Source organism: Candidatus Methanoperedens nitratireducens, assembly GCF_000685155.1.
Lineage (GTDB): Archaea > Halobacteriota > Methanosarcinia > Methanosarcinales > Methanoperedenaceae > Methanoperedens > Methanoperedens nitratireducens.
Genome location: NZ_JMIY01000002.1, coordinates 278,961 through 298,947, shown reverse-complemented (window position 1 = coordinate 298,947; position 19,987 = coordinate 278,961). Strand labels below are relative to the sequence as shown.

Annotated in this window: 20 protein-coding genes; 3 read left to right on the top strand and 17 right to left on the bottom strand. The window is 41.6% G+C overall.

The features are described 5' to 3' along the window. Positions 1 to 301: 301 nt before the first annotated feature. On the top strand, positions 302 to 3,955 hold the full coding sequence (locus ANME2D_RS05390) for an nSTAND1 domain-containing NTPase (RefSeq protein ID WP_048089622.1): 3,654 nt from the start codon (positions 302 to 304) through the stop codon (positions 3,953 to 3,955). A 311-nt stretch (positions 3,956 to 4,266) separates the two neighbouring features. On the opposite strand, the gene ANME2D_RS05385 is transcribed toward ANME2D_RS05390, so the two are convergent. Next, positions 4,267 to 4,449 (bottom strand): hypothetical protein, encoded by a 183-nt coding sequence (locus ANME2D_RS05385; RefSeq protein ID WP_048089621.1) that lies wholly within the window; start codon positions 4,447 to 4,449, stop codon positions 4,267 to 4,269. Between the two features lie 25 nt (positions 4,450 to 4,474). After that, positions 4,475 to 5,605, bottom strand: coding sequence for a TIGR04083 family peptide-modifying radical SAM enzyme (locus ANME2D_RS05380; RefSeq protein ID WP_241763319.1), 1,131 nt, complete (start codon positions 5,603 to 5,605; stop codon positions 4,475 to 4,477). Positions 5,606 to 5,733: 128 nt separating this feature from the next. Here ANME2D_RS05380 and rpiA point away from each other — a divergent pair, with 128 nt between their 5' ends. Continuing rightward, a complete protein-coding gene (rpiA, locus tag ANME2D_RS05375) occupies positions 5,734 to 6,420 on the top strand; it encodes a ribose-5-phosphate isomerase RpiA (RefSeq protein ID WP_048089989.1) in 687 nt (228 codons plus the stop codon). 3 nt (positions 6,421 to 6,423) lie between these two features. Here rpiA and ANME2D_RS05370 read toward each other — a convergent pair whose 3' ends face one another. Together ANME2D_RS05370 and ANME2D_RS05365 are read right to left on the bottom strand one after the other, a co-directional pair. Then, positions 6,424 to 7,599 carry a sugar phosphate nucleotidyltransferase gene (locus ANME2D_RS05370; RefSeq protein ID WP_048089619.1) on the bottom strand — a complete coding sequence of 392 codons (1,176 nt, stop codon included), beginning with the start codon at positions 7,597 to 7,599 and terminating at the stop codon, positions 6,424 to 6,426. A 51-nt stretch (positions 7,600 to 7,650) separates the two neighbouring features. Beyond that, positions 7,651 to 9,807: a PqqD family peptide modification chaperone gene (locus tag ANME2D_RS05365; RefSeq protein WP_081810148.1), complete on the bottom strand. Its 2,157-nt coding sequence runs from the start codon at positions 9,805 to 9,807 to the stop codon at positions 7,651 to 7,653. 57 nt (positions 9,808 to 9,864) lie between these two features. On the opposite strand from ANME2D_RS05365, the gene ANME2D_RS05360 reads away from it, so the two are divergent. Continuing rightward, a complete protein-coding gene (locus tag ANME2D_RS05360; RefSeq protein ID WP_052368582.1) occupies positions 9,865 to 10,173 on the top strand; it encodes a hypothetical protein in 309 nt (102 codons plus the stop codon). A gap of 76 nt (positions 10,174 to 10,249) precedes the next feature. On the opposite strand, the gene ANME2D_RS05355 is transcribed toward ANME2D_RS05360, so the two are convergent. The 13 genes from ANME2D_RS05355 to ANME2D_RS05295 all read right to left on the bottom strand — a co-directional run bounded on the left by ANME2D_RS05355 (position 10,250) and on the right by ANME2D_RS05295 (position 19,977). After that, a complete protein-coding gene (locus tag ANME2D_RS05355; RefSeq protein WP_048089617.1) occupies positions 10,250 to 10,495 on the bottom strand; it encodes a hypothetical protein in 246 nt (81 codons plus the stop codon). A gap of 99 nt (positions 10,496 to 10,594) precedes the next feature. Continuing rightward, entirely contained in the window at positions 10,595 to 12,298 is a 1,704-nt protein-coding gene (gene mcrA, locus ANME2D_RS05350; RefSeq protein ID WP_048089615.1) for a coenzyme-B sulfoethylthiotransferase subunit alpha, read from the bottom strand. 12 nt (positions 12,299 to 12,310) lie between these two features. Further along, positions 12,311 to 13,060, bottom strand: coding sequence for a coenzyme-B sulfoethylthiotransferase subunit gamma (mcrG, locus tag ANME2D_RS05345; protein ID WP_048089613.1), 750 nt, complete (start codon positions 13,058 to 13,060; stop codon positions 12,311 to 12,313). A 57-nt stretch (positions 13,061 to 13,117) separates the two neighbouring features. After that, complete coding sequence (gene mcrD / locus ANME2D_RS05340; RefSeq protein WP_048089611.1) at positions 13,118 to 13,636, bottom strand: methyl-coenzyme M reductase operon protein D; 519 nt, start codon at positions 13,634 to 13,636, stop codon at positions 13,118 to 13,120. A gap of 14 nt (positions 13,637 to 13,650) precedes the next feature. Next, complete coding sequence (mcrB, locus tag ANME2D_RS05335; RefSeq protein ID WP_048089608.1) at positions 13,651 to 14,955, bottom strand: coenzyme-B sulfoethylthiotransferase subunit beta; 1,305 nt, start codon at positions 14,953 to 14,955, stop codon at positions 13,651 to 13,653. 302 nt (positions 14,956 to 15,257) lie between these two features. Next, positions 15,258 to 15,578 carry a DUF2098 family protein gene (locus tag ANME2D_RS05330; protein WP_048089605.1) on the bottom strand — a complete coding sequence of 107 codons (321 nt, stop codon included), beginning with the start codon at positions 15,576 to 15,578 and terminating at the stop codon, positions 15,258 to 15,260. Positions 15,579 to 15,884: 306 nt separating this feature from the next. Further along, a complete protein-coding gene (locus tag ANME2D_RS05325; RefSeq protein ID WP_052368581.1) occupies positions 15,885 to 16,331 on the bottom strand; it encodes a GAF domain-containing protein in 447 nt (148 codons plus the stop codon). Next, positions 16,331 to 16,717, bottom strand: a complete 387-nt coding sequence (locus ANME2D_RS05320) for a hypothetical protein (protein ID WP_048089603.1) — start codon at positions 16,715 to 16,717, stop codon at positions 16,331 to 16,333. Before ANME2D_RS05320 ends, ANME2D_RS05325 begins: the two co-directional genes overlap by 1 nt. Before the next feature lie 15 nt (positions 16,718 to 16,732). Then, positions 16,733 to 17,107, bottom strand: a complete 375-nt coding sequence (locus tag ANME2D_RS05315; RefSeq protein ID WP_048089598.1) for a DUF5402 family protein — start codon at positions 17,105 to 17,107, stop codon at positions 16,733 to 16,735. Further along, positions 17,107 to 18,147, bottom strand: a complete 1,041-nt coding sequence (locus ANME2D_RS05310) for a peptidase U32 family protein (RefSeq protein WP_048089597.1) — start codon at positions 18,145 to 18,147, stop codon at positions 17,107 to 17,109. The genes ANME2D_RS05315 and ANME2D_RS05310 overlap by 1 nt, the downstream gene beginning before the upstream one ends. A gap of 75 nt (positions 18,148 to 18,222) precedes the next feature. Continuing rightward, positions 18,223 to 18,945 carry a glucose-6-phosphate isomerase family protein gene (locus tag ANME2D_RS05305; RefSeq protein ID WP_048089594.1) on the bottom strand — a complete coding sequence of 241 codons (723 nt, stop codon included), beginning with the start codon at positions 18,943 to 18,945 and terminating at the stop codon, positions 18,223 to 18,225. A gap of 73 nt (positions 18,946 to 19,018) precedes the next feature. Next, complete coding sequence (locus ANME2D_RS05300) at positions 19,019 to 19,441, bottom strand: RNA-binding domain-containing protein (protein WP_048089591.1); 423 nt, start codon at positions 19,439 to 19,441, stop codon at positions 19,019 to 19,021. Next, positions 19,438 to 19,977 (bottom strand): AAA family ATPase, encoded by a 540-nt coding sequence (locus ANME2D_RS05295; RefSeq protein ID WP_048089589.1) that lies wholly within the window; start codon positions 19,975 to 19,977, stop codon positions 19,438 to 19,440. The genes ANME2D_RS05300 and ANME2D_RS05295 overlap by 4 nt, the downstream gene beginning before the upstream one ends. Positions 19,978 to 19,987 lie beyond the last annotated feature (10 nt).

The following is a 19,987-nucleotide window of genomic DNA, read 5'->3' as shown; positions in this document are numbered from 1 at the left end:
GTTCAAGTACGGGGTATAGTGACTGCTCTCTATAGGGATTGTGTGCATGCTTAGAATATCTTGAGCCTGTAGGATAATAGTAGCGCTAAAAATGAGGGCACGGATAAAATTTATAATGAGGTACATCACGGGAATGAAGCCTATTCATAGTTTTTATATAAAAGATTTGTAGCTTCTAATACCCTAAACTTCCAAGAGTTTAATTGCTAAGAGATAAATCTGCATTCAAATAAATATTAAAAACTAGAAACTAAAGATTGAATAGTAACATTTATTGCACTATATAAAGAATTAGCAATTAATGATCGGTCGTGAGAAGGGAAAAATTCCAATCAGGAAAATATTAGAGAAAAGGGATGTTTATCTTTATCATAGAATAGAAACACTGTGGACAGAAGCTCAAGAACTTCAAGAAAGGCAGCGTTCTAAAGAAAACCATCAACAGGGATCGCTTCATTGTATAACTGTTGAGAATAATCTTGGAAAAATAATCTCTGATGATGAAAAAGATACTCGTTTTTCGCCACTGGAATTATTCTTGATTTCAGCGGCGGCATGTTATCACGATGCAGGAAAATCAGATGATTTTGATGAAGGACATGCAACAGTTGCAATGAAGGATATTTACTCCAATCCAGAAAAATATCATGTCAGTGATCCCGAAGGTAAGGTTTTGAGTTATATTATAGGTTCTCATGATATTGATGAAGTCTTTGATGATACACCTGAGACATATCCGATAGGAAATGACGATATCCATGTTAGACTTCTCTCGGCACTGTTCAAACTTGCTGATGTCCTGCATACAGACAATTCAAGGATTGCTCATATTAATGTGGGCGATACTAAAAAAGAAGAAGATAAAACAAGATTCAGAAAACTCATACAGGGCTGGGATTTTGATGCAGAATCTCAAATTAAAATGACTGCTGCTCCTGAAAATTCCAAAGATATTAGTATTATCGAAAAGGGTGTTTCAATGACGCAAAATCAAATAGAACGCATTGCTCCGGTTTTGCAAGCTCATGGATATCCTCATAGAATAAAATCTTTTATTGACCAAAGAAAAATAAAATGGGACGCTGAGAAAGAGAATGAACGTACTCTTATTGAGATGGATTTTTATACAGAAGATGAGGCGAGAATTTTTAAAGGACGTGACAGAGAATCCAGAGAACTTCTGACTAAAGTAATAGGATCAAATACCTCTTTGTTGATTGGAAATTCAGGAGTTGGGAAAACTTCGCTTATAAGAGCGGGTCTCTTTCCAAAATTTAGAAGTATGGGATGGAAGTGCATATGGACAAGACCTATTAACCCTGATCCAGTTAAAAGTATTTTAAATGATATAAATGCTAAAGTTTCAGTTGGATATGAATCGAGCGATATTACCTCTAGTATCAAGAAGTTATCTGAGCAATGCGATTCCGATATAATTATAGCTATTGATCAATTTGAGGATATACTTCGTTCTCCTCCACCTGAAAAAGAAAAAATTGGACGAACTTTATTGCGTATATATGGAAAATCTTTTAGAAATGTTCATACCTTGCTTTCCTACAGAGGCGATTACGAAGCTGAAATTGGTTCCTTTCTTGATAAATCAGGAATAACCCATCCAAAAAGATTTCATCTCCTTGGTCTTGATAAATCAGTTGCATTTGAGGTCTTAAGAACTATATTTTCTACAGGTAATGTCAGTATTACCGATGAACTGCTTGAAAAGATTATTGAAGAAATAGATAAAAAATCAGAAAATGGAAGATTTTATCCACCGTTTATTCAAATAGTAGCAAGTAGCTTGATCAATTTAGCAAAATCGAACAATGGTGTTATAACAGAAGAACTTTATAATAATAAAGCAGTAAATGTCGAAAATATCATTGGTAATTATCTTATCTATCAATTAAACGAGTTCGGAGATGCTAATTCAGAAAAAAGAAGAAACGTAGAGGAGATTTTAAAAGAACTTATTAGAGATAGAGCAAAAGAGCAGAAAAATAAATCTGACCTTAAACGATATTTAAAAATTATCGACAACGAACTTCAAGAATTACTTGATCTATTAGTGAAAAAGAGATTGATTAGGCATTTAGATGACGAAAATTATGAAATTATTCATGACTTCCTAGCATCAAAAGTGGAGGAGATGATAAAAGATAGTGAGCGTCCGTTAAGGGGTGTCAGGGACATACTTCGAACAAAGGCAAAACATTATACATTTATTCCTACACTTCTTGAGCCCAATGAGATGGCTTTATTGTATTCTATGAAAGAATCGATTATTCCTGATTTTGATGAAAAAGAATTACTAATTTTCAGTTATCTTATAGGGAACGGGCCTGCATGGTGGTGGTTCAGAGAAGATAAAGGTGTGTATATAACGATTGTTAAGAAAGCATTAGCTGGTAGATCTTCGAAAGTCAGAGAAGCTGCAACCGTTGCACTTGAGAGATTAGGTAGAACAGATATTGTAATGGATCCTACTCTAAAAATGAGAGGAGCGGCTACAGGAGCATTTGATAAATTCGCGACTCATAGCAATCTAATAACAATAATCGATATGCTAAAAGACTCTGATATAAATGTGAGGAGAACTATGATCGAGGCATTTGATAGATTAGTGATTCATAGTGATATTCCGATAATAATGGGCATGCTCAAAGATGCTGATACAACCATAAAAAGAGTTGCTACAGGAGCATTTGATAGATTAGTGATTCATAGTGATATTCCGATAATAATAGATATGCTTAATGACACAAATCCATATATACGAAAAGTAATGACGGAGGCATTAAGAAAATTAGTTACTCATGATAAAATTAAAAGTATAGTATATATGCGTATGGATTATGATAAAAATACCAAAGATACAGTTGATGCAGTGTATGAAAAATTAACAGCTTACAACGACTTCGAAACAATAATGGATATGATCAATAGCCATGATATAACTGTGAGAAGAACTGCGTTTACAATGTTTGAGAAATTAGTCACTCATGATGATCTTACTCCAATAATATGTATGATCTTTAAATATAAGAACATAGATTATTTCTATGATGATTTTTTTAAAGTGTATCTGGACGAGAAGGAAGAGATGAAAAATAAACCTAAAGAATTAGATTCGGAAGATAATTTTAGATTAATGGAGCTTGAGCACTTCTTAAAGAAGAGATACAATATGATTCTTAGAGAGCGAGATAAAACTGCCGAAGAATTTGATTCTATGGATAATTATACAATAACAACACTTGAGGATTTCTTCAAAACGAGATACCAAAGGATTTTTAGTGTAGATGAAATGGAAAACGCTTCCAAAGAATTTGAAAAATTTGTAACACATGATGACCTACCAAGAATAATAGATATACTTAAAGGTGGCTATTATATGAGAAACCGGGGTGGACATGTAAGTTATGCTGCTTTTTTTGCTTTTGAAAAATTGGTAACACATGATGATTTACCGAAGATAATAGGCTTGCTAAGGGAGAGAAGTTGGTATGCTAGAAGAGCAGCTATTAAAGCATTTGAAAAATTAGTTACTCATGATGACCTTTATACTATAATCAATATACTCCGGGATTCAGAACATGAAATAAGAGATGTGGCTATCAAAGCATTTGAAAAATTAGTTACTCATGATGATCTTACAACAGTAATAGATATGCTGAGAAGTCCTGAACCAAATATAAAAGCAGCGGCCGTAAGAGTGTTTGAAAAATTAACCACTTATGATGATCTTGCAGCAACAACAGATCTGCTGAGGGATTCTTCACCAGATGTTAGGAATGAGGCATACAAGACGATTATAAAATTCGGAAATGAAAATGATTTAAAAGAGGTTGTAAAAAAATTTACGAACGGTGAAATTACCAATGCAGAGTCTCTTAAATGTATAGTAGCATTGGATGAAAAGTTTTATTCACCATTTGAAAATAATATTTCATAAGCCGTTAATGCCTGTATGTTAAGTCAACTTTCCAACGTTACACCTCCCCATATAGCTTTGTCGGTTATATCCCTATTCCTCTGTGTAGTCTTTCCTCGTTGTACCATACCTTATACTCCTTTATCTGCCCACCCAGCCATTGTGGGAATTTCTTGCTCACGAAGTGGAGCGTAGCTCTGCAGGTTCACAAATTCCTCTGCAACGTTCCTTATCGTCCTCTCTACCTTGCCTTTATCCTGCGGATAATAGGGATGTGCAAATAACGGCTCTATGCCCTGTATTTTCAGAAATTTTTTCTATGATTCTAGGACTTACGCATTTGCCCTCAAATAGTTGTTAACAGCAGGTCTATTGATAGTAGCCTTCTGCTCATACCATGATACATGCTCTTTTAACCGTCTTACTTCTAACTTAACGAACGCTACAAGATAAAAACCCGCGAATATACTCCAGAGCCAGCGCATTAGAAAAATCTTTTTTACAAATTCTAACAAACTCTATCAGCTCCATTTGAAAACATCAGAGCCGCTTAAGCATTATCGCCATCACACCCGGCCTGGCATCCCTCGCAGGTTCAGATGGAAACCCAAACATTGGCATACCAGAGCCTCCTAAAAACTCCTTCTCCCACCGCTCTGTTATTTCTTTGAATATCCTCTTATAGGCAGTACAGTGGGGATCGACGCCCTTTACTTCACCCTCAGTAGGTGCTATGGCATTATAGGGACATCCTCCCCGGCAGAATTTGATATAGTTGCATTCCCCGCAGTTCTGGTCTACATATTCCTTGAACTGGAACATGAGCTTCCATGCGGGAGATTGAGCCAGATCTTCCATGTTCGGATGGTCATGAACATTGCCCATAACATAATCCGGCATCCCCACAAAGCGATAGCAGGGATATATGCTCCCATCAGGTCCCACTGCAAACGTATCCCCCATACAATCCACGAAGGTACAGACAGTGCCCCGGTTGGTGAACACGCATTTACACAGGTGGTCAATATTCATAAGTTCAATCCTGCTCATGTTCTCCAGGTATTTATCCAGAAGATAAACTAACAATTCCCCATACTCTTCCGGATCAAGCGCCCATTTTCCAGGATCTTCGGAACGTAATGATGGCAGTGCGGGATGCAATTTAAGATTTAAACCATTTTCAAGGAAAAAATTAAAAATATCCTCCCTGAACTTTACAGAATAGGATGTAAAGGTGCAGATAAAACTCACCTTAAGACCGGAAGCTTTAGCAATTTCATAGCCCCGCATGGTCTTCTCGTAGTAACCTTTTCCTCTCTGCAGGTCAGTAAGCTCCTGCGGTCCATCTAAACTGGAACCAATGGGAATATTATATTCAGCCAGGATCTGTGCCAGTTCCGGGGTGATTTTCCAGAGATTGGTCTGCAGGGCAAAAGCCGGCTTCAGATGACTTAAACCCTCAGCCAGCAGAGGTAGCGCTTTTCGGTAAAAATCAGCACCTGCAAGAAGCGGTTCCCCACCATGGAAAGTAAAGGTAACCGGTTCACTCCGAAAATTCTTAAGCCATTTAACCACTTCTTTGATGGTTTCAATGCTCATTACCGGAGATCCTTCCTCTGAACTCCAGCAATAACTACACTTAGATGGACAGCCCAGAGTAGGGATCAGCATCACGTGATAAGCCATATAACACCTTGTTTTAACCTTCCTCAAACTATTAATAGTATTTAAATTTAACTCAGTCTTTCTGGCGACATCATCCACAAGTATTTTTATCATCTCAGACATAGATGCGCACTATGACCCATCGTAATAATCCAAAGCAGGCTGCAGGAGAGCAGGCCGCCCAGCTTGTAAAAAACGGAATGGTCGTCGGACTTGGCACAGGCTCAACTACTGCCTATGCAATAAAAGAACTTGGAAAACGTGTCGCTTCAGGCCTCAGGATCATGGGTGTACCCACATCCTACCAGTCAGCATATTTAGCAGCAGAACACGGCATTCCCCTTACCACCCTGGATGAGCACCCCATTCTTGATATTGATATTGACGGCGCTGATCAGATAGCCAGTTTCACTGCAATCAAAGGCGGAGGAGGCGCGCATACGCGGGAAAAAATAGTGGCTCTATCCTCCCGGCGGTTTGTTGTTGTAGTGGATGATTCAAAATGCACAGATATTCTGAGCCACCCTGTTCCGCTTGAGGTCATACCCTCTGCAAGAATACTCGTAGTAAAGCAGATAGCAGAACTCGGAGGAAGGGCAGAGCTGCGTATGGGCATAAATAAAGACGGACCTGTTATCTCGGATAACGGGAATCTCATTATGGATGCTGATTTTGGAGCAATAGACGATCCTGTTTATCTTGATGAGGCTATTTCAAAATGTATCGGCGTTGTTGAGCATGGAATATTCACAGGTGTTGATGTTATTTATATAGGAAAAAAAGACGGCTCTGTAGAGATACTGGAATCCCCTGGGACTTGAATCCTAGGAGCCCTTTATCTCGTTGTCGAAGTCCTCATTTCCTAGGTTCTCACTGACCCTGGTTCCACTTTTTACTCTGACCTCAGGCCATATCCTTACGGGTGAATTAACCGTTACCTCATCCCCGATTATGACCCTGGGGCCAATGACCGTGCCTGTCTCAAGGATACACGAATCTTTTATTTTAGTGGCATTATCGATAATTGCACCTGAGACCATGGTGTTAGAGCCTATCTCAATGTTATCAAAGATATAAGAAGAGAGAATTCTTGAGTTGTTGCCGATCTTGCAGTTTGAGCCGATGGATGTATATGGGCCGACCAATACATTATCTCCGATCGTGGTGTTCTCTCCAATTACTATCGGACCGACGATAGCAGAATTTGAACCCAGATATACATCATGTCCAAGATCGATTGGACCTGTCACCTTTGCATCCTTAACATTAAGGCGCCCTGATATCTTTGTGCCCGGCATCTGCTCAAGCATCCATCTGCATGCTTCCCTGTAAGCCTGCGGGTTACCTATATCTGTCCATCTCCCGTGTACAAGGAAGCCATTGATATTCTCGCCCTTTTTCATGATCTGCGGAAAAAGGTCTTTTGCAAAATCATATTTCTCCCCTGGTATCCATTTCAGGACCTTCGGGTCGCATACGTATATGCCCGTACTTGCAAGGTTACTGAATATCTCACCCGGGCCCGGTTTCTCAAAGAAGCGGGTTATCCTGTTATTGACATCCAGATCAGCGATACCATACTCGCGCGGATCATCGATCGGGATTAAGCCTATAGTCACAGGAGCATCGTTTTTCTCATGAAAACGGAAGAATTCCCTGAGCCTGAGGTTCATGACATGGTCTCCTCCCACGACCAGGAATGGCTCACCTTCGAATAACTCTTCTGCATTTTTTACTCCTCCTGCAGTCCCCATTTTTTCTTTCTCATGTACATATTCGATATGCACACCATACATACTGCCATCGCCGAGCGCTGCCTCTATTTCGCCACCAAGATATCCCAGTGTAAGCACGATATCATTAAAACCTTCCATAGCCAGATGTTCAACCAGATGTACTAACGATGGTTTATTTAATAGAGGAATCGTCGGTTTTGGCCTGTCAAAAGTAAGCGGCCTGAGCCTTGTGCCCTCGCCGCCGCACATTATACATGTCTTCATTCGAATACCCAATTTTAAATTAATTTATGAGTATATAGAGATAACGAAATCTCAATAATAAACTATATTTTTTTCGAATAATCCTTTCAAAAAGCTCTTACACTTAGACTCGGCCTCAGTATAAGGCATCTGATACTTCTCTCTGATTACCTCAATTATTTCTGATATATCCAATTCTCCACTACTCCTGTCCAGCACGTCCTTTGCAAAATCGGTTATAGTAAATACCCTGTTATTATTGGTATCAAACAGCACATTTGTTCTATCTTTCTGCAGCCTGTTCTCCAGTGAGTCCCCTGCCAGCATGGTATGAATTATTTGCGCGAGATTGAAATTAAACGTTCTTATAAAAACTCCTTCATTGAGAACCGGATATATTCCATTATTTCTGGTATCAGTTGTTGTGTATTTCTTTATCTGTTCTTTCTGTATCCTATCAATCAGTTCAGATAAACCCCGCTCATCCTTAGATCCCTTATAGTGAGAGATATAAAGAAAAAGATGTTCCCTATCAAGATTGCTCCAGATAGAGAAATCCCTGTACTGCAAAGAAAGCTCATTATAGAATTCCTGTATCAACTCATCCGTCTCTTTCTTTGACATTCCACGGGTGGTTTCATAATCATACCAGAGCGACAGATCTATATTCTCATTTCGAATTATTGTCTTAACATCAAATAATGGCGGGTTCTCATACACTTTTGAGTGCTTTGTAAGCTGGAAACTGCCAAACGACATTGAGCGGATTATTTTATTATTATGCAGGATAAAATCTACTGTCTCTCTTGCCTCATGGCGGGTCTCTGTAGGAAATCCGAATATTAAAAAAAGATGTGTCCAGATTCCCGCATCAGCGCAGTATCTACAGATATTTAATACATTATCTTTCTTTATACCTTTATCCATGCATGACAGGATTCTGTTATTAGCAGATTCCAGTCCAAAATACAGCATCTTACATCCCGCATCAGCAATCCTGTTGCCAAACTCCTCAGAAAATACTGGATCAAATCTCGAATCTGCTAACCATGATATATCAAGGTTATTCTCTATTATCTTATCAGATAATGCACTTATCAATCTTGGAGAGACGCCTTCATCCTGAAACGTGAAAAAGCTTGTTTTATATCTATCTTTTAGTGTCTTGATATCATTATATAACAGATCAACATTCCTGGGCCTGTAATTCCCTGAGTAACCATAACTATGGTCACAAAAGGTACAGCGTTTCCAGTAGCATCCCCTTGATGAAAGCACAGGAAGGATGAGCTCAGGTGAGAAATATAATGAGAATGGAAGACCATCAAAGCATGGAGAGGGTAAAGAATTAATATCCTCTCCCTCAGAACTGAGCTTGTTGATCCTGATCCCGGATCCCTTTTTATAAATGAGGTTGGGAATATCTTCAATGTCAAGTCCATTGCTCAGATGTTTTGTAAGATTCAATAAAGCGGTCTCACCCTCATGTACGATCACACTATCAAATATAGAGAAAAGCTCATTATTTTTGCTTATCTCATTGATCAGACGCGTGAAAACACTGCCCCCTATATTTATATGTATATTCTCATCTGCTCTTTTAATAAGACTTGCAAGCGTTAGCCCTGGAATTAATTGACTGGTATTGATTATAGAGATACCTATCAGGTCAGGCCTGTTTTCAAGGATTTTAGGGACTGTCTCTTTCTCGAAATAATCAATAAAGAGATTCTCTTCCCGATCATTAATCGAAGCAAGAATAGCTTTACTTGAGCGGCATGAGTAGCGCATATCATATGAATGAAAAGTCAGGTTTGTAGGATAATAAGCCGAGGAGACAAGCTTAAGCCCAAGCTCAAGTATTTTAAAAGCTCTAAATAGTTCTTTAACATTATAGAAACCCTTCTTATCCCTTAAAATCTTTTTTGCATTATCTGTTTCATCAATAATGTATTCGCCAAAAAGAACAGAACTGCTCAGTGCCGTGTACTGTTTCTGAAGGTGGGGTGACAGCTCTTTCTGGGACTCAAGATCCTGGAATTTCGAATAAACTTTCTCATAGAAGGCAGAGAGTCCCTGTTTACTTAACAGATCATCATAAAAGGATACGTTGATATCCATCTGCTCTACATCGCAATAATTGGCCTTCAGGAAGGCGAAGAGAGACGGGAGACTTAAATAAGGCTGGGTTGGGATCCATTGGGGCGGGAATAGTAATTTTGTAAGCATAGGTTACCATAAGCTTTATGTGACCTAATAAAGATTTCATATCAAAAAGTGATTTCTATGATTGATAAGGAAAATAAATATATAGGAGATGAATTTGTTGAAGATGCTGGAGATGTTGTTGATGAGAGAGAGAAAGCACTTGCAGGTATATACGACTTAGTTCTACCGCCTGGATTACCCCATAAAATAATAATGGAGGCAGTAGACAAATTTAATCTGGAAGTAACCACCCGGAAATGTGCTATTAAAACCATAGATCTAGAATCTGATAATCTCCTGGTGCTGCGCGGAGAATTAGAGGCAGTGAACAGTGCACACGACTATATCTATCAGAAGCTAAGTGAGAAGTACAGTTACAGAAAATAGCAGATATTAAAGTATCTTTAAATTTTTTATAAAAATAGTTCTGATAAGGGTGTAGGGGATTCTTCGACCCCCCTCTTTAAAACAGGCGCTGTTTATTAACAGGTCTTGTGTAACCGGTTCCGCCGCAAGTGGTGCATGGAATTTTAGGCATCAGATAACCTCTGCCTTTGCACCATTGACACTTTCTTGTTGAGTCAACAACATACACTGTTCCTTTTCCATCACAGACAATACATGTCTCATCCTGGTGTTTCCCTGTCCCATCACAGAACATACATTTTACATCACCAGGTACCTTGGGCTGTCTTTTAACTTCTGCCATTTTAAATCACATCGCTATGAACATCAAACTATAATATATCTTTTTCCATCCAGTTATCCCAAAAAATAAGAAAAGTAGGCATGAAGCCTACTTATAGATCTACTTTGCTGGGATAACGAATGCTCTCTCACCGGCGCAGCGATCCCATTCTCTGAGTGCTGCCTTGCCGAATGCTCCTCTTGGATCCGCGAAGTCAAAGTTGACCAGGTCATCTGCGAAGCAGCTCTTGACCAGCGGGTTCACGCAGAATGCATCCTTCTTGCCAGCATGTGCTGCTGAGACTACCGTGGTGTATCCACCCTGGTGACCTACGTTCATTGCGTAGTTCGGGTAGTTAGCACCTCTGACCTCTCCAATGGCACCTTCATCAGAGCCGAGTGAGAAGACGTTGGTTGCACCGCACTGATCCTGCAGATCGTATCCATAGAATCCGAGTCTGCCCCATGCCTCTTTGTGGAGGTACATGGATAGATACCATGCTGATAGACCGGCATTGCTGTGTCCGGTTGCCATTGCTGTTGAGGCACCTGCTGCAATTGCGAGCACTGTAGCTCTCTGTGAGCCGCCGAAGTGGTCCTCAAGTGTTGTTGGGTACTTCTCGTATGCTTCAATACCGTACAGGGTTACCTCTGTGCCGATATCTTTCACGGTCTCGATGGTTGCCTTTGCGCTTCCGAACTTGCCGTACTTCTTCTGTGCATAGTCTGCGCCCCAGTACACGTAGTCGTCAAGGATATCATTGGTGTATGCTGGTGTTGCATACATTGTGAATCCCACACCGCCTGACATGTAGCCACCGAGCCATATCTGGTCGTACAGCATGCTTGCTGCACTTGCTGTCTGTAATGCTACATTGACTGGATCATCCGGGGTCTTTCTGCTTGTCTGGACGATATCTGCCATGTGGCCGAAGGATAATCCTCCTGGCTCATTTGGTCCTCTTGCACGGCGTGCAGGGATCATATCGCTCATCTCTACAAGTCCTGCGTGTTTGGCTGTGAATGCAAGTTCACCGACTGCTGCTTCACCTGCGCACATGTGGTATGCGCTGATAAAGGTCATACCGACCTGCATTGCCATCCAGCGGCTTGTGCCTGGTCCGTCCTCAGTCCTTGTGACTATGGTCGGGATATGCACTGCCTGCCATGAGGTCTTGCCTATGCCTGCTTTGATCTGCTTTGCCTGCTCTGCCGGGAATTCGTTGTCGATATTGATAACGAACTGCTTGTCGATTTCATCCTGCAGTGTTTCATCGCCTGTGAATACCTTCACATAGCAGTCATCTACTAATGCAGGGTGTGTCTCGACCATGTGCTCCTGAACGATAGCTGCACCGGGCATTGCATGGTTTAAGACTTCAAGATAGTAGTTGATGGTCTCAGGAGTAACTTCCTTGCCCAATCTCTTCTCAAGAGTCTCATGTGCCAGGTCAAGTCCTACAATGCATGTTCTCCTTATATCGTCCCATTCCTGCTGCATTGCAGCATTGTTGACGAAGTGGAGATCGTCACCATCGCACACGATATCTGTTCCGGATATTGTGTATGGGGTCAACTGCCTCTGACCCATCGGGATACCGGCAAGGTGCAGCTTTGGATCATACGCCTGCAATCCTCTCTTCTTGGTGATTGCTGCTCCGCACTTTGTCATCTCTACCTTTCTTGGGTTCTGGGTATATCCAAGTCTGAGGTATTTGGTCTTCTTATCGGTTATTTTGCTCTTGGCTGTGGAGCCGCATTTGTTGGTTCCCCATTCTTTTGCGTACTTTGTTTCCATTGCTTTCTTAAATCTTGGTTCTGCCATTTGACTCACCTCTTACGCCTTTGGCTGGAAGCCATATCTGGTTCTTAACTCCCAGACTCTCTGTACATGTTCGACTACTTCCTTGTCGCTTCTGAAGGATATGTTATCCACCCTGTATATGGATGTTCTCTTGGCAGCTTCTGCCTCGCTTATTGGTTTGCCAAGGTTGACCTTTCTGTCGATTGGTACGCCGACCTGGTCCTTGTCCATTACAATGTTGCCGCCTTCGAGTCTGCGCCTGTCCAGCATATCGAACATTACGCCATCTTCCTGTAATCTGAGGGAGTGTCCGTGAACTGTACAGCCTCTCATTCCTGCAAGACCCCAGTCAGTTATCTCGGTCTCTGACTGTCTCTTGGTGTACTCTTCAAGGTCTCTCTCTCTCATCTCGTTAACCTGTCTGCCTGACAGTGTGCCTGGATCAACACCTCTGAAGTTGATTGCTGCGTGGTACGATCTGAAGTATGGTGTTGCTGGAGCATTGTACATTGAATCAGCATACTGTACATATCTGACTCTGTCGCCTGCTGCTGCGCCCGGTGTTGGTTCTACGATCTCTCTTATCGGATCATCTGGTTCTCCCATCTCTGAGAGTGGCGGGTGTGTACTTGGATAATCCGAACCTGGTGCTCTGTGACCCAGAATTGCGGTTAAGTCCTCATCTGCAATATCGCGCAGTTTCTCTAAGTCATCTGACATGTGTTTTCTTCTATTCTTGGCAACTGAGGTATTGCCAGGGTAGTATTGTGGTTTATAAGCCATATTTTTTTCCTCCTTATTTTATTTGAATCGGTTTCTTCCGCTTCCAGGATAAACTCATTACTTTTTCTCTGTATCAATTACACAGAGGTTTGTTTCCGCTTTTGCATGTGGATCTATCAGGCCGAGTATTCGTTCATCTTCAAGATTGATTCTCTCATCAGTCTTGCTTCTGAACCCATACTTGCCGTAATCAGTCAGTGTGGGTCTTCTCTTTATAAAGTGCCCTCGTTTGAACTCAAACGGGAAAGGGAGCGCTCGCTCACACGCTTTTTTGACGTCTTCCATAGCACTTTCATTCTCCACTTCAACTATTACTTCTCCCACTATGATATGCAACTCGAATGCACATCCTCCAACATTGATGATCATCCGGTCAGGATGGTTCACATCTGCACCTGTTCCAGGTCCGCATGTGACCTTTCTGGGTAGATTTTTCCCGTTGAGGAGCATTCTTATTACACCTTTGGTCTGATCAATCTCGTTTAAGAGTTTCTCAGCGGTCTCAGGTTGTAATAATCGCTTCGGAAATACTCGTATCTGGATGGGCTTATCCGTGACTGAAGCAGTATTTACCATTCAATTCTCCGAATTTATACGGCCTCCGCTATAGCCTTTATAGGCTCCCTGAATTCATCTACTGCGCTGAAGACATCTCCTACAAGCTGAGAGGTCTTTGCCGGGCTGTAGATCTGTACACCTGCATCAAGAGCAACTGCTGCTGCTACGCATGGCACTCCAAGTCCCTTTGAGTGTCTGGTAGTTACGTGGTTACCGTTGAATGTGCCTGGTCCTCCGCCGCCATAGATAGAGTGACTGAAGAAGGAGAATCCGACTGCAACTCCCTGTACCTTACCAAAGTCGCATCCTGGTAGTGAGGTCTCTTTCTCAACGATATCATTGAAGTACAGCAGTACTGCTGATACTGACTGTGGTGCTCTCATTGCACCGCAGTTCACCATGGTTGCTGCCATTGTGCCTGCTGCGCAGTATGCATTCCATCTGCCTACATCAGATGTCTTGTATGTTGTATAGCCAGATGCAAACTTCTTATCTGCACTGATTATCTTGTCATCGAGTGCCTTTCCGACAATTGCATGGACAACTGTACCGATTGTACCTGTCTTGCCCTGTTCCTTTACTGTTCCATAGACAAGGTTGTTTGCGTTCAAGCCCTGATGTGAGTATGCGAGAAGCCTGTGCCTCTCCTGTATGCCAAGTGCATCGCCCATTTCAAAGACACCGACTGTCTCAAGGGTTGAGCACAGTGCTGCGGTGTTCATAGCATTGAACCTGCAGGTTGCTGCAAGGTGGTTTGCCATGACGTTTCTTAATGTATAGCCAAAGCCCTCGTCCTTCTGCGGGATTTCGACGATTGATTTTACATTGCCGCCTACCATATCAAGTGTCTGTGGGTACTGTCCCCAGACTGCGGACTTGATGGTTGGCCCATCGAACATTCCGATATTGAACTGGTCGATTATTGCCAGTGTGGTTGCCTGTGCCGCGCAGGTTAATGATGATACATATTCTGCTGCAACATCGATTCTGGGGGATGGAACCTGAACCAGCAACTGCTTGCCACCGTTTAAGGATTCAACATTGGTGTCGTCGCCGTTCTCCACTTTTACCAGATCTGCAACCTTACTGCGGATCTTGTCTGCATTCTTTACAATGTCCAGTTTCATCTCTCTTCCTGGAATCTTTCTACCCTTACCGCCTATGGATGAAGTTGCTAAGGTCTTCTCGATTCCAGCTAAGTCAACGGCTGCTGTTCGCTTTATACCGGTGACTATTTTCTTAATAGCGGCATTTTTCATCGGGCTTATGGCATTTAGATCCACGCCTGATTTGAGTTTTGCTCCTCTGTCGCTATATAGGTCTATTGAGTCAGCCACGTTTATTTACCTCCTATGTTTTATTTTTCCAAGAGACTGATCACCTGGCGATGATACAATAAGAGCGATATACAACATTCTGGAGTACAGAACCCAAGAAAAGATACCTATGTCCTGATTTCTCTTGAATATTGTTTTTTATTGTATCGATCTACCATTACAATCCCTTGTACACCCCAACCCATTCACTTATAGTACTTAAATCTTACGAATTATTCATGATAATCCGTTATAAAATAGCCTGCAAAATATCCGTAGCGGAGCCCAGCATGCACATATTTTTATAAAACAAAAATATATTTTTATCCACCGCTCTCCACACTGATATCACTCATTTCTTTTGGAGCGGATTCCTTCTCTTTTTCTAACGCTTTGTCCATTTCCTCACGAGTGAATATTTTTTCTACAACCTCTTTCTCCTCAACGTCCTTTATCACTGTAAGAACTTCTGTCTTATAGTAGAGATTGGTCTTATCGACAAGCGCCCATGTACCTTCCTCATCAGATATAATTTCGGTTACATAGCCTTTTGTACCTGTTGCCCCGTAGAGTACAGAACTCCCTACACTTAAAGGGTTACCTATCGAATCAAATATATTTGTTTCACTCAGATCATCGCTCATATAGCAATCGTCCATATAGCAATAATACCTTTTAATACTTGCGGTTTATCTATGAGGTCAAGGTAGCCCCAAAGTTTAGCTTTAGTTTGCGTGATCAGTTGCAGCATCAAGAAAGCCCCTGCGGGGGCAAAATTATTAACAACGAACTTATACTAACTCAAAACGAACTCTTGGAGTTCGTTCCAGTTCGTTTATGTTCGTTGTTTTTAGACTATCAGATTTCAAGATGAGGAGGAAGAAATGCGTTTATACTTTCCTATACGTCTAGTAAAATCACTGCAAAGAACGCTTTGCGTTCTTTGCGCTCTAAAACAGCCTGGATACAACCCGACATACATTTTCAAGGAATTTAACATCTTCTTCTGTGAAGGATGAGAGGTTATGCGAATCTATATCGAGTTCCCCTACGATTTCTCTATTCTTAAAGATTGGAACTACTATCTCAGACTGCACTTTTGGACTGCATGAGAGATAGTTTACCTCCTTTGAGACATCCTGGATGATGAATGTTACCCCCTTCTCTGCTGCCTGACCACATATGCCCTTCCCGAAAGGTATTCTCGTGTGTTCGGTAAGCTCTCCGATAAAAGGTCCAAGGGCGAGTTCTCCTGGTTGGTACACAAGATAGAATCCGACCCAATTATAGTGAGGAACATTGTTCTTGAGCAATCTGCAGATGGATAGAAGCTTCTCATTTATATCGGTCGGTTCATCAACAATCTCTCCTACTCTGTCGAGAAGAAGAGTAAACATCAGACCTCTATCCCCTCTAGACTCTGATTTGCTGCCATATAATGTTTTTTCTTATCCTTTAAGTTTTCAAAAGCCCCCTCACATACCTGCAGCAGTCTTTCCGGCACCATCCCGATATGCTGCCTATCTATAAGGGCGCGAAGCTCATAATGGCAGTTTGCGCACATGTGGATTATACGATTATCACTTGATGAATCCAGACCAAACTCCTCTGGTATCAAAAGGTGCTGGTGAATAGAGGCATTGCTCCTGTACCCGCAGATCTCGCATTCCACATATGGCCTATCAAGTGTCTTTAGCTCAAGCCATTTCTCGATATAGTTATCGATATATTTTTTATTCTTTATCTTAGCCGCAAACCTGGCCCTATCATTTTGATTTTGCATAATTGAATCTCTCACTTATGCTTTATTAAGTATTATTAAATCCGGTCTTGGCTTCTCAAAGCTGGCAAGATCATTCTTACATCTACTGCAGAGTTCTCTAGCAGTAAATGCCACTACCTCGAATGATCCAGGTAAAGTACGGGCATACATCAAATCAGGCTTTAATCCAATATACCTGCTTATTTCAGATAGAATGGCTACAAAGTGCTCTTGATAGACCTCTATATCCTCAATCTGCAGGCCTCTCACATCCGCAAGCATGCCAATACACCCGCATGCAGTTCCAAACACTTTTAATTCTATTATATAAACAGGTGCTCCCTTGAATTTCCTTATAGTGCTCTCAAGCTTTCCACGGCTCTGTGGGATTTTATCCAGGAGATCGCGCATCAGACCACCTGAACCTCTCTTAAAGGCAGAGTCTTTCTTTGCATGTCCGTAAATTCAAAAATCCTGATAATTCTTTGTGCAGTGGCCTTACAGAATCCGCATTTATGACAGAACTTTTTGCAAGTCATCCACTGTTTTATAACTCCGTCTAACTCCTTGTTCGGAATATAGAACATATCGCGCAATTCACTCGGGCAATCCAGTATATCCATCAGGTTTCCATCATACGATCGATCTGAATAAGCCCTCATGCAATCTGTTATCCAGCGTATGGTGTTAGCACGACCGGATGTTTTAAAACAATCTATACCTAGAGCTTCGTATGCCCCAAGATCCTCCGGTCTTATCCAGGGAGATTTAATGATTAATTCTGGATACCTTACCCTGAATGAAATGCATTTTTCATAATAATAGTCACTGAAAATATTGGGCCTGTTTCCAAGCGCGGTCATATGAGAGAACAGATTGAAGTGAGAGTACCTGAACGGGCATTTATATAGACATGCCTCATTCGCCAGCAGCCTGAGCTCGCAATCAACGACTTCTCTTATACCCTCCAGAATTTCGAAGTCTCTATTTATATTAGTATCCAGCGTTATGGCATCTGCACCAAGTTCCTCAAAAAACCTTGCTCTTTCAGGTGAATCCACATGCGATATGACAGATACTACCACCTTAATATCAGGAAATTCTTTTGTAAGCATCTCCACCAGATAAGGTTCTGCAACAGTTACAGAATCCACCCCTATCTCGCTTAGCTTGCCAAAATACCACCTGAACATATTATAACCCTGCGAAGTCAGATGCTGACCTCCCATGCAGGAAGGATTCATGACTATGCCTATTTTAAACTTTTTATCGTGGATGTACTGTGTCTGCTCTGTAATTTCATCCAGCAATGGCGCATGTAAGGTAACTCTTCCGCTTCCAAGTACCTCTGGCGTACCTGCCATATAAATCTCATCTACTTCCTCTGTTGCCTCTTTACATATCTCTTCCAGTGCTAAAGAATGGCCTGGATGCGGTATTATCAATTTCATTATCGTCACTTCGCCTATGGTCTAGTGGCTTCATGTAGTCATGAGGCGTAATATAGCTTTTCATACTACAGTGGTTTATACAAAAATCTCTTCGAATAACCATCCATACTCTTGTGGTCTTGTCAAAAACTCCAGTTTTCTGATATCCCTCACCAGCCCATACATCTCCCTGTTTTTCTGCAGTCCCCTGATACTGGCTGGATCAAGTATTCTTATCTCTGGTATATAACCATAACCCGGGTTTTTCACAATCCCATTATCCAGAATAAAATAGGCGCCTCCTCCCTTTTCCTTTATTGGTGCATATACAGATTCAAAGTCCCGTGCTACCCAGTTCGCCATTTTAAGTACCTTATTAGATACATTAATAGTGATATGCCCGTATCCCGGGGGAATTATCACCTTGTCCCCCTGCTCAGCCTTTACCAGTATTGTATCTTGTATCTTATCATTATCTGATTTCTGCATGATGTAGTGCGCCTCACCGCTTAAGACCTCGTATATCTCAGGATATGTAATATCAGTTCCTGGTACCATGGGATGGTAGTGTCCTGCTGTCTTCACGAACTCACACCCCAGCATACGTGGCGGGATGACAGTAACATCATATCTTAAGCCATGTTCTTTAATGGTAAGGGCATCATTTCTGCTGAGCGATAGATCACGGTACATATAATACAGTTCAAGATCAGTTGCGCTGAGCAACCATTCTTGATCGTAAATGACCTCCTTCATATCAAATAGCATTCTAATACCAGGCTTAACACTCTTTGTCCCGAATTCCAGAGTATTCTGCATAGGAATAATAATTATCTATTCAGATATTTATAGTATTATGTTATATACTGCAGATGCCCCCTCTCAGCTCAGACTATAGCTCTATCTCCTCAATCGGCTTGCCATCTATAGTTTGCGGTGCAAGCCAGTCGATGATTTTGAGGAGATCCTCTTTACTCTCAGCAGAGATATCAACATATATAGAACCCAGACTCTCTTCTACAGCAGGAAAATTCACTCCTCCTATGAATGCGACCTGTTTATTTAAACTAAATTGAGTCGTGCTCCCCCTGATCCCGGCTAAGAGTACACTGCGCGCAGTATCAAGGATACGCACTTCTCTTAAGAGCATATGCAGCTTTCTCAGGCTCTCAAGATTCCCCTCACTATATAGCCGCGGGACGCCAAAATCCTGGAGATGCAGTTCAATCGGGAATAGGTTTGTGATAGCGGTTCTGACTCTCTCCTCGACCTCGGTAGGATAGATGAGTGCAGAGATTCTTACGGTTATGTTCATAGATCTTGAAGTATTTTTTCTATTTCTTTATGAAATTTCTCAATAGATCCTGTATTCTCGATGGTTATATCTGCCATTTCCATTGCTTTATCCACTCCCCAGCCCCTTTCACGCTCATCCCGTCTTTCTAATTCCCCGCTGTTACACATATCATCAGAGCGGCAACGTTTTTTCATCCGCGCAAACCTGATGTCAAACGGTGTTTTGATTGCTATAAGTTTAAAATCACTTCCGAACTGTCTTTTGAAATAATCCACCTCTTCTATATTCCTCGTGCCGTCAATAACCACAACAGGGGAATCAAGTGAACGGATTTTGGAAGTACAGCGCCTTGCGATAGCATCCATGCCTTCCTCCCTGCGAAGCTTTGTTCCCATGCCGCCAATATTCTCATCTGTAGGAGATAGGCCACGCTTTGCAGTTTCCTCCCTTACAATATCACCCATGCTGACAACAGGTATGTTCAATCTATGTGCTACTGCTGATGCTTCTGACTTCCCGGATGCTGGCATTCCTACAAATGCAATGAGCCTCATAAGAGCAGGT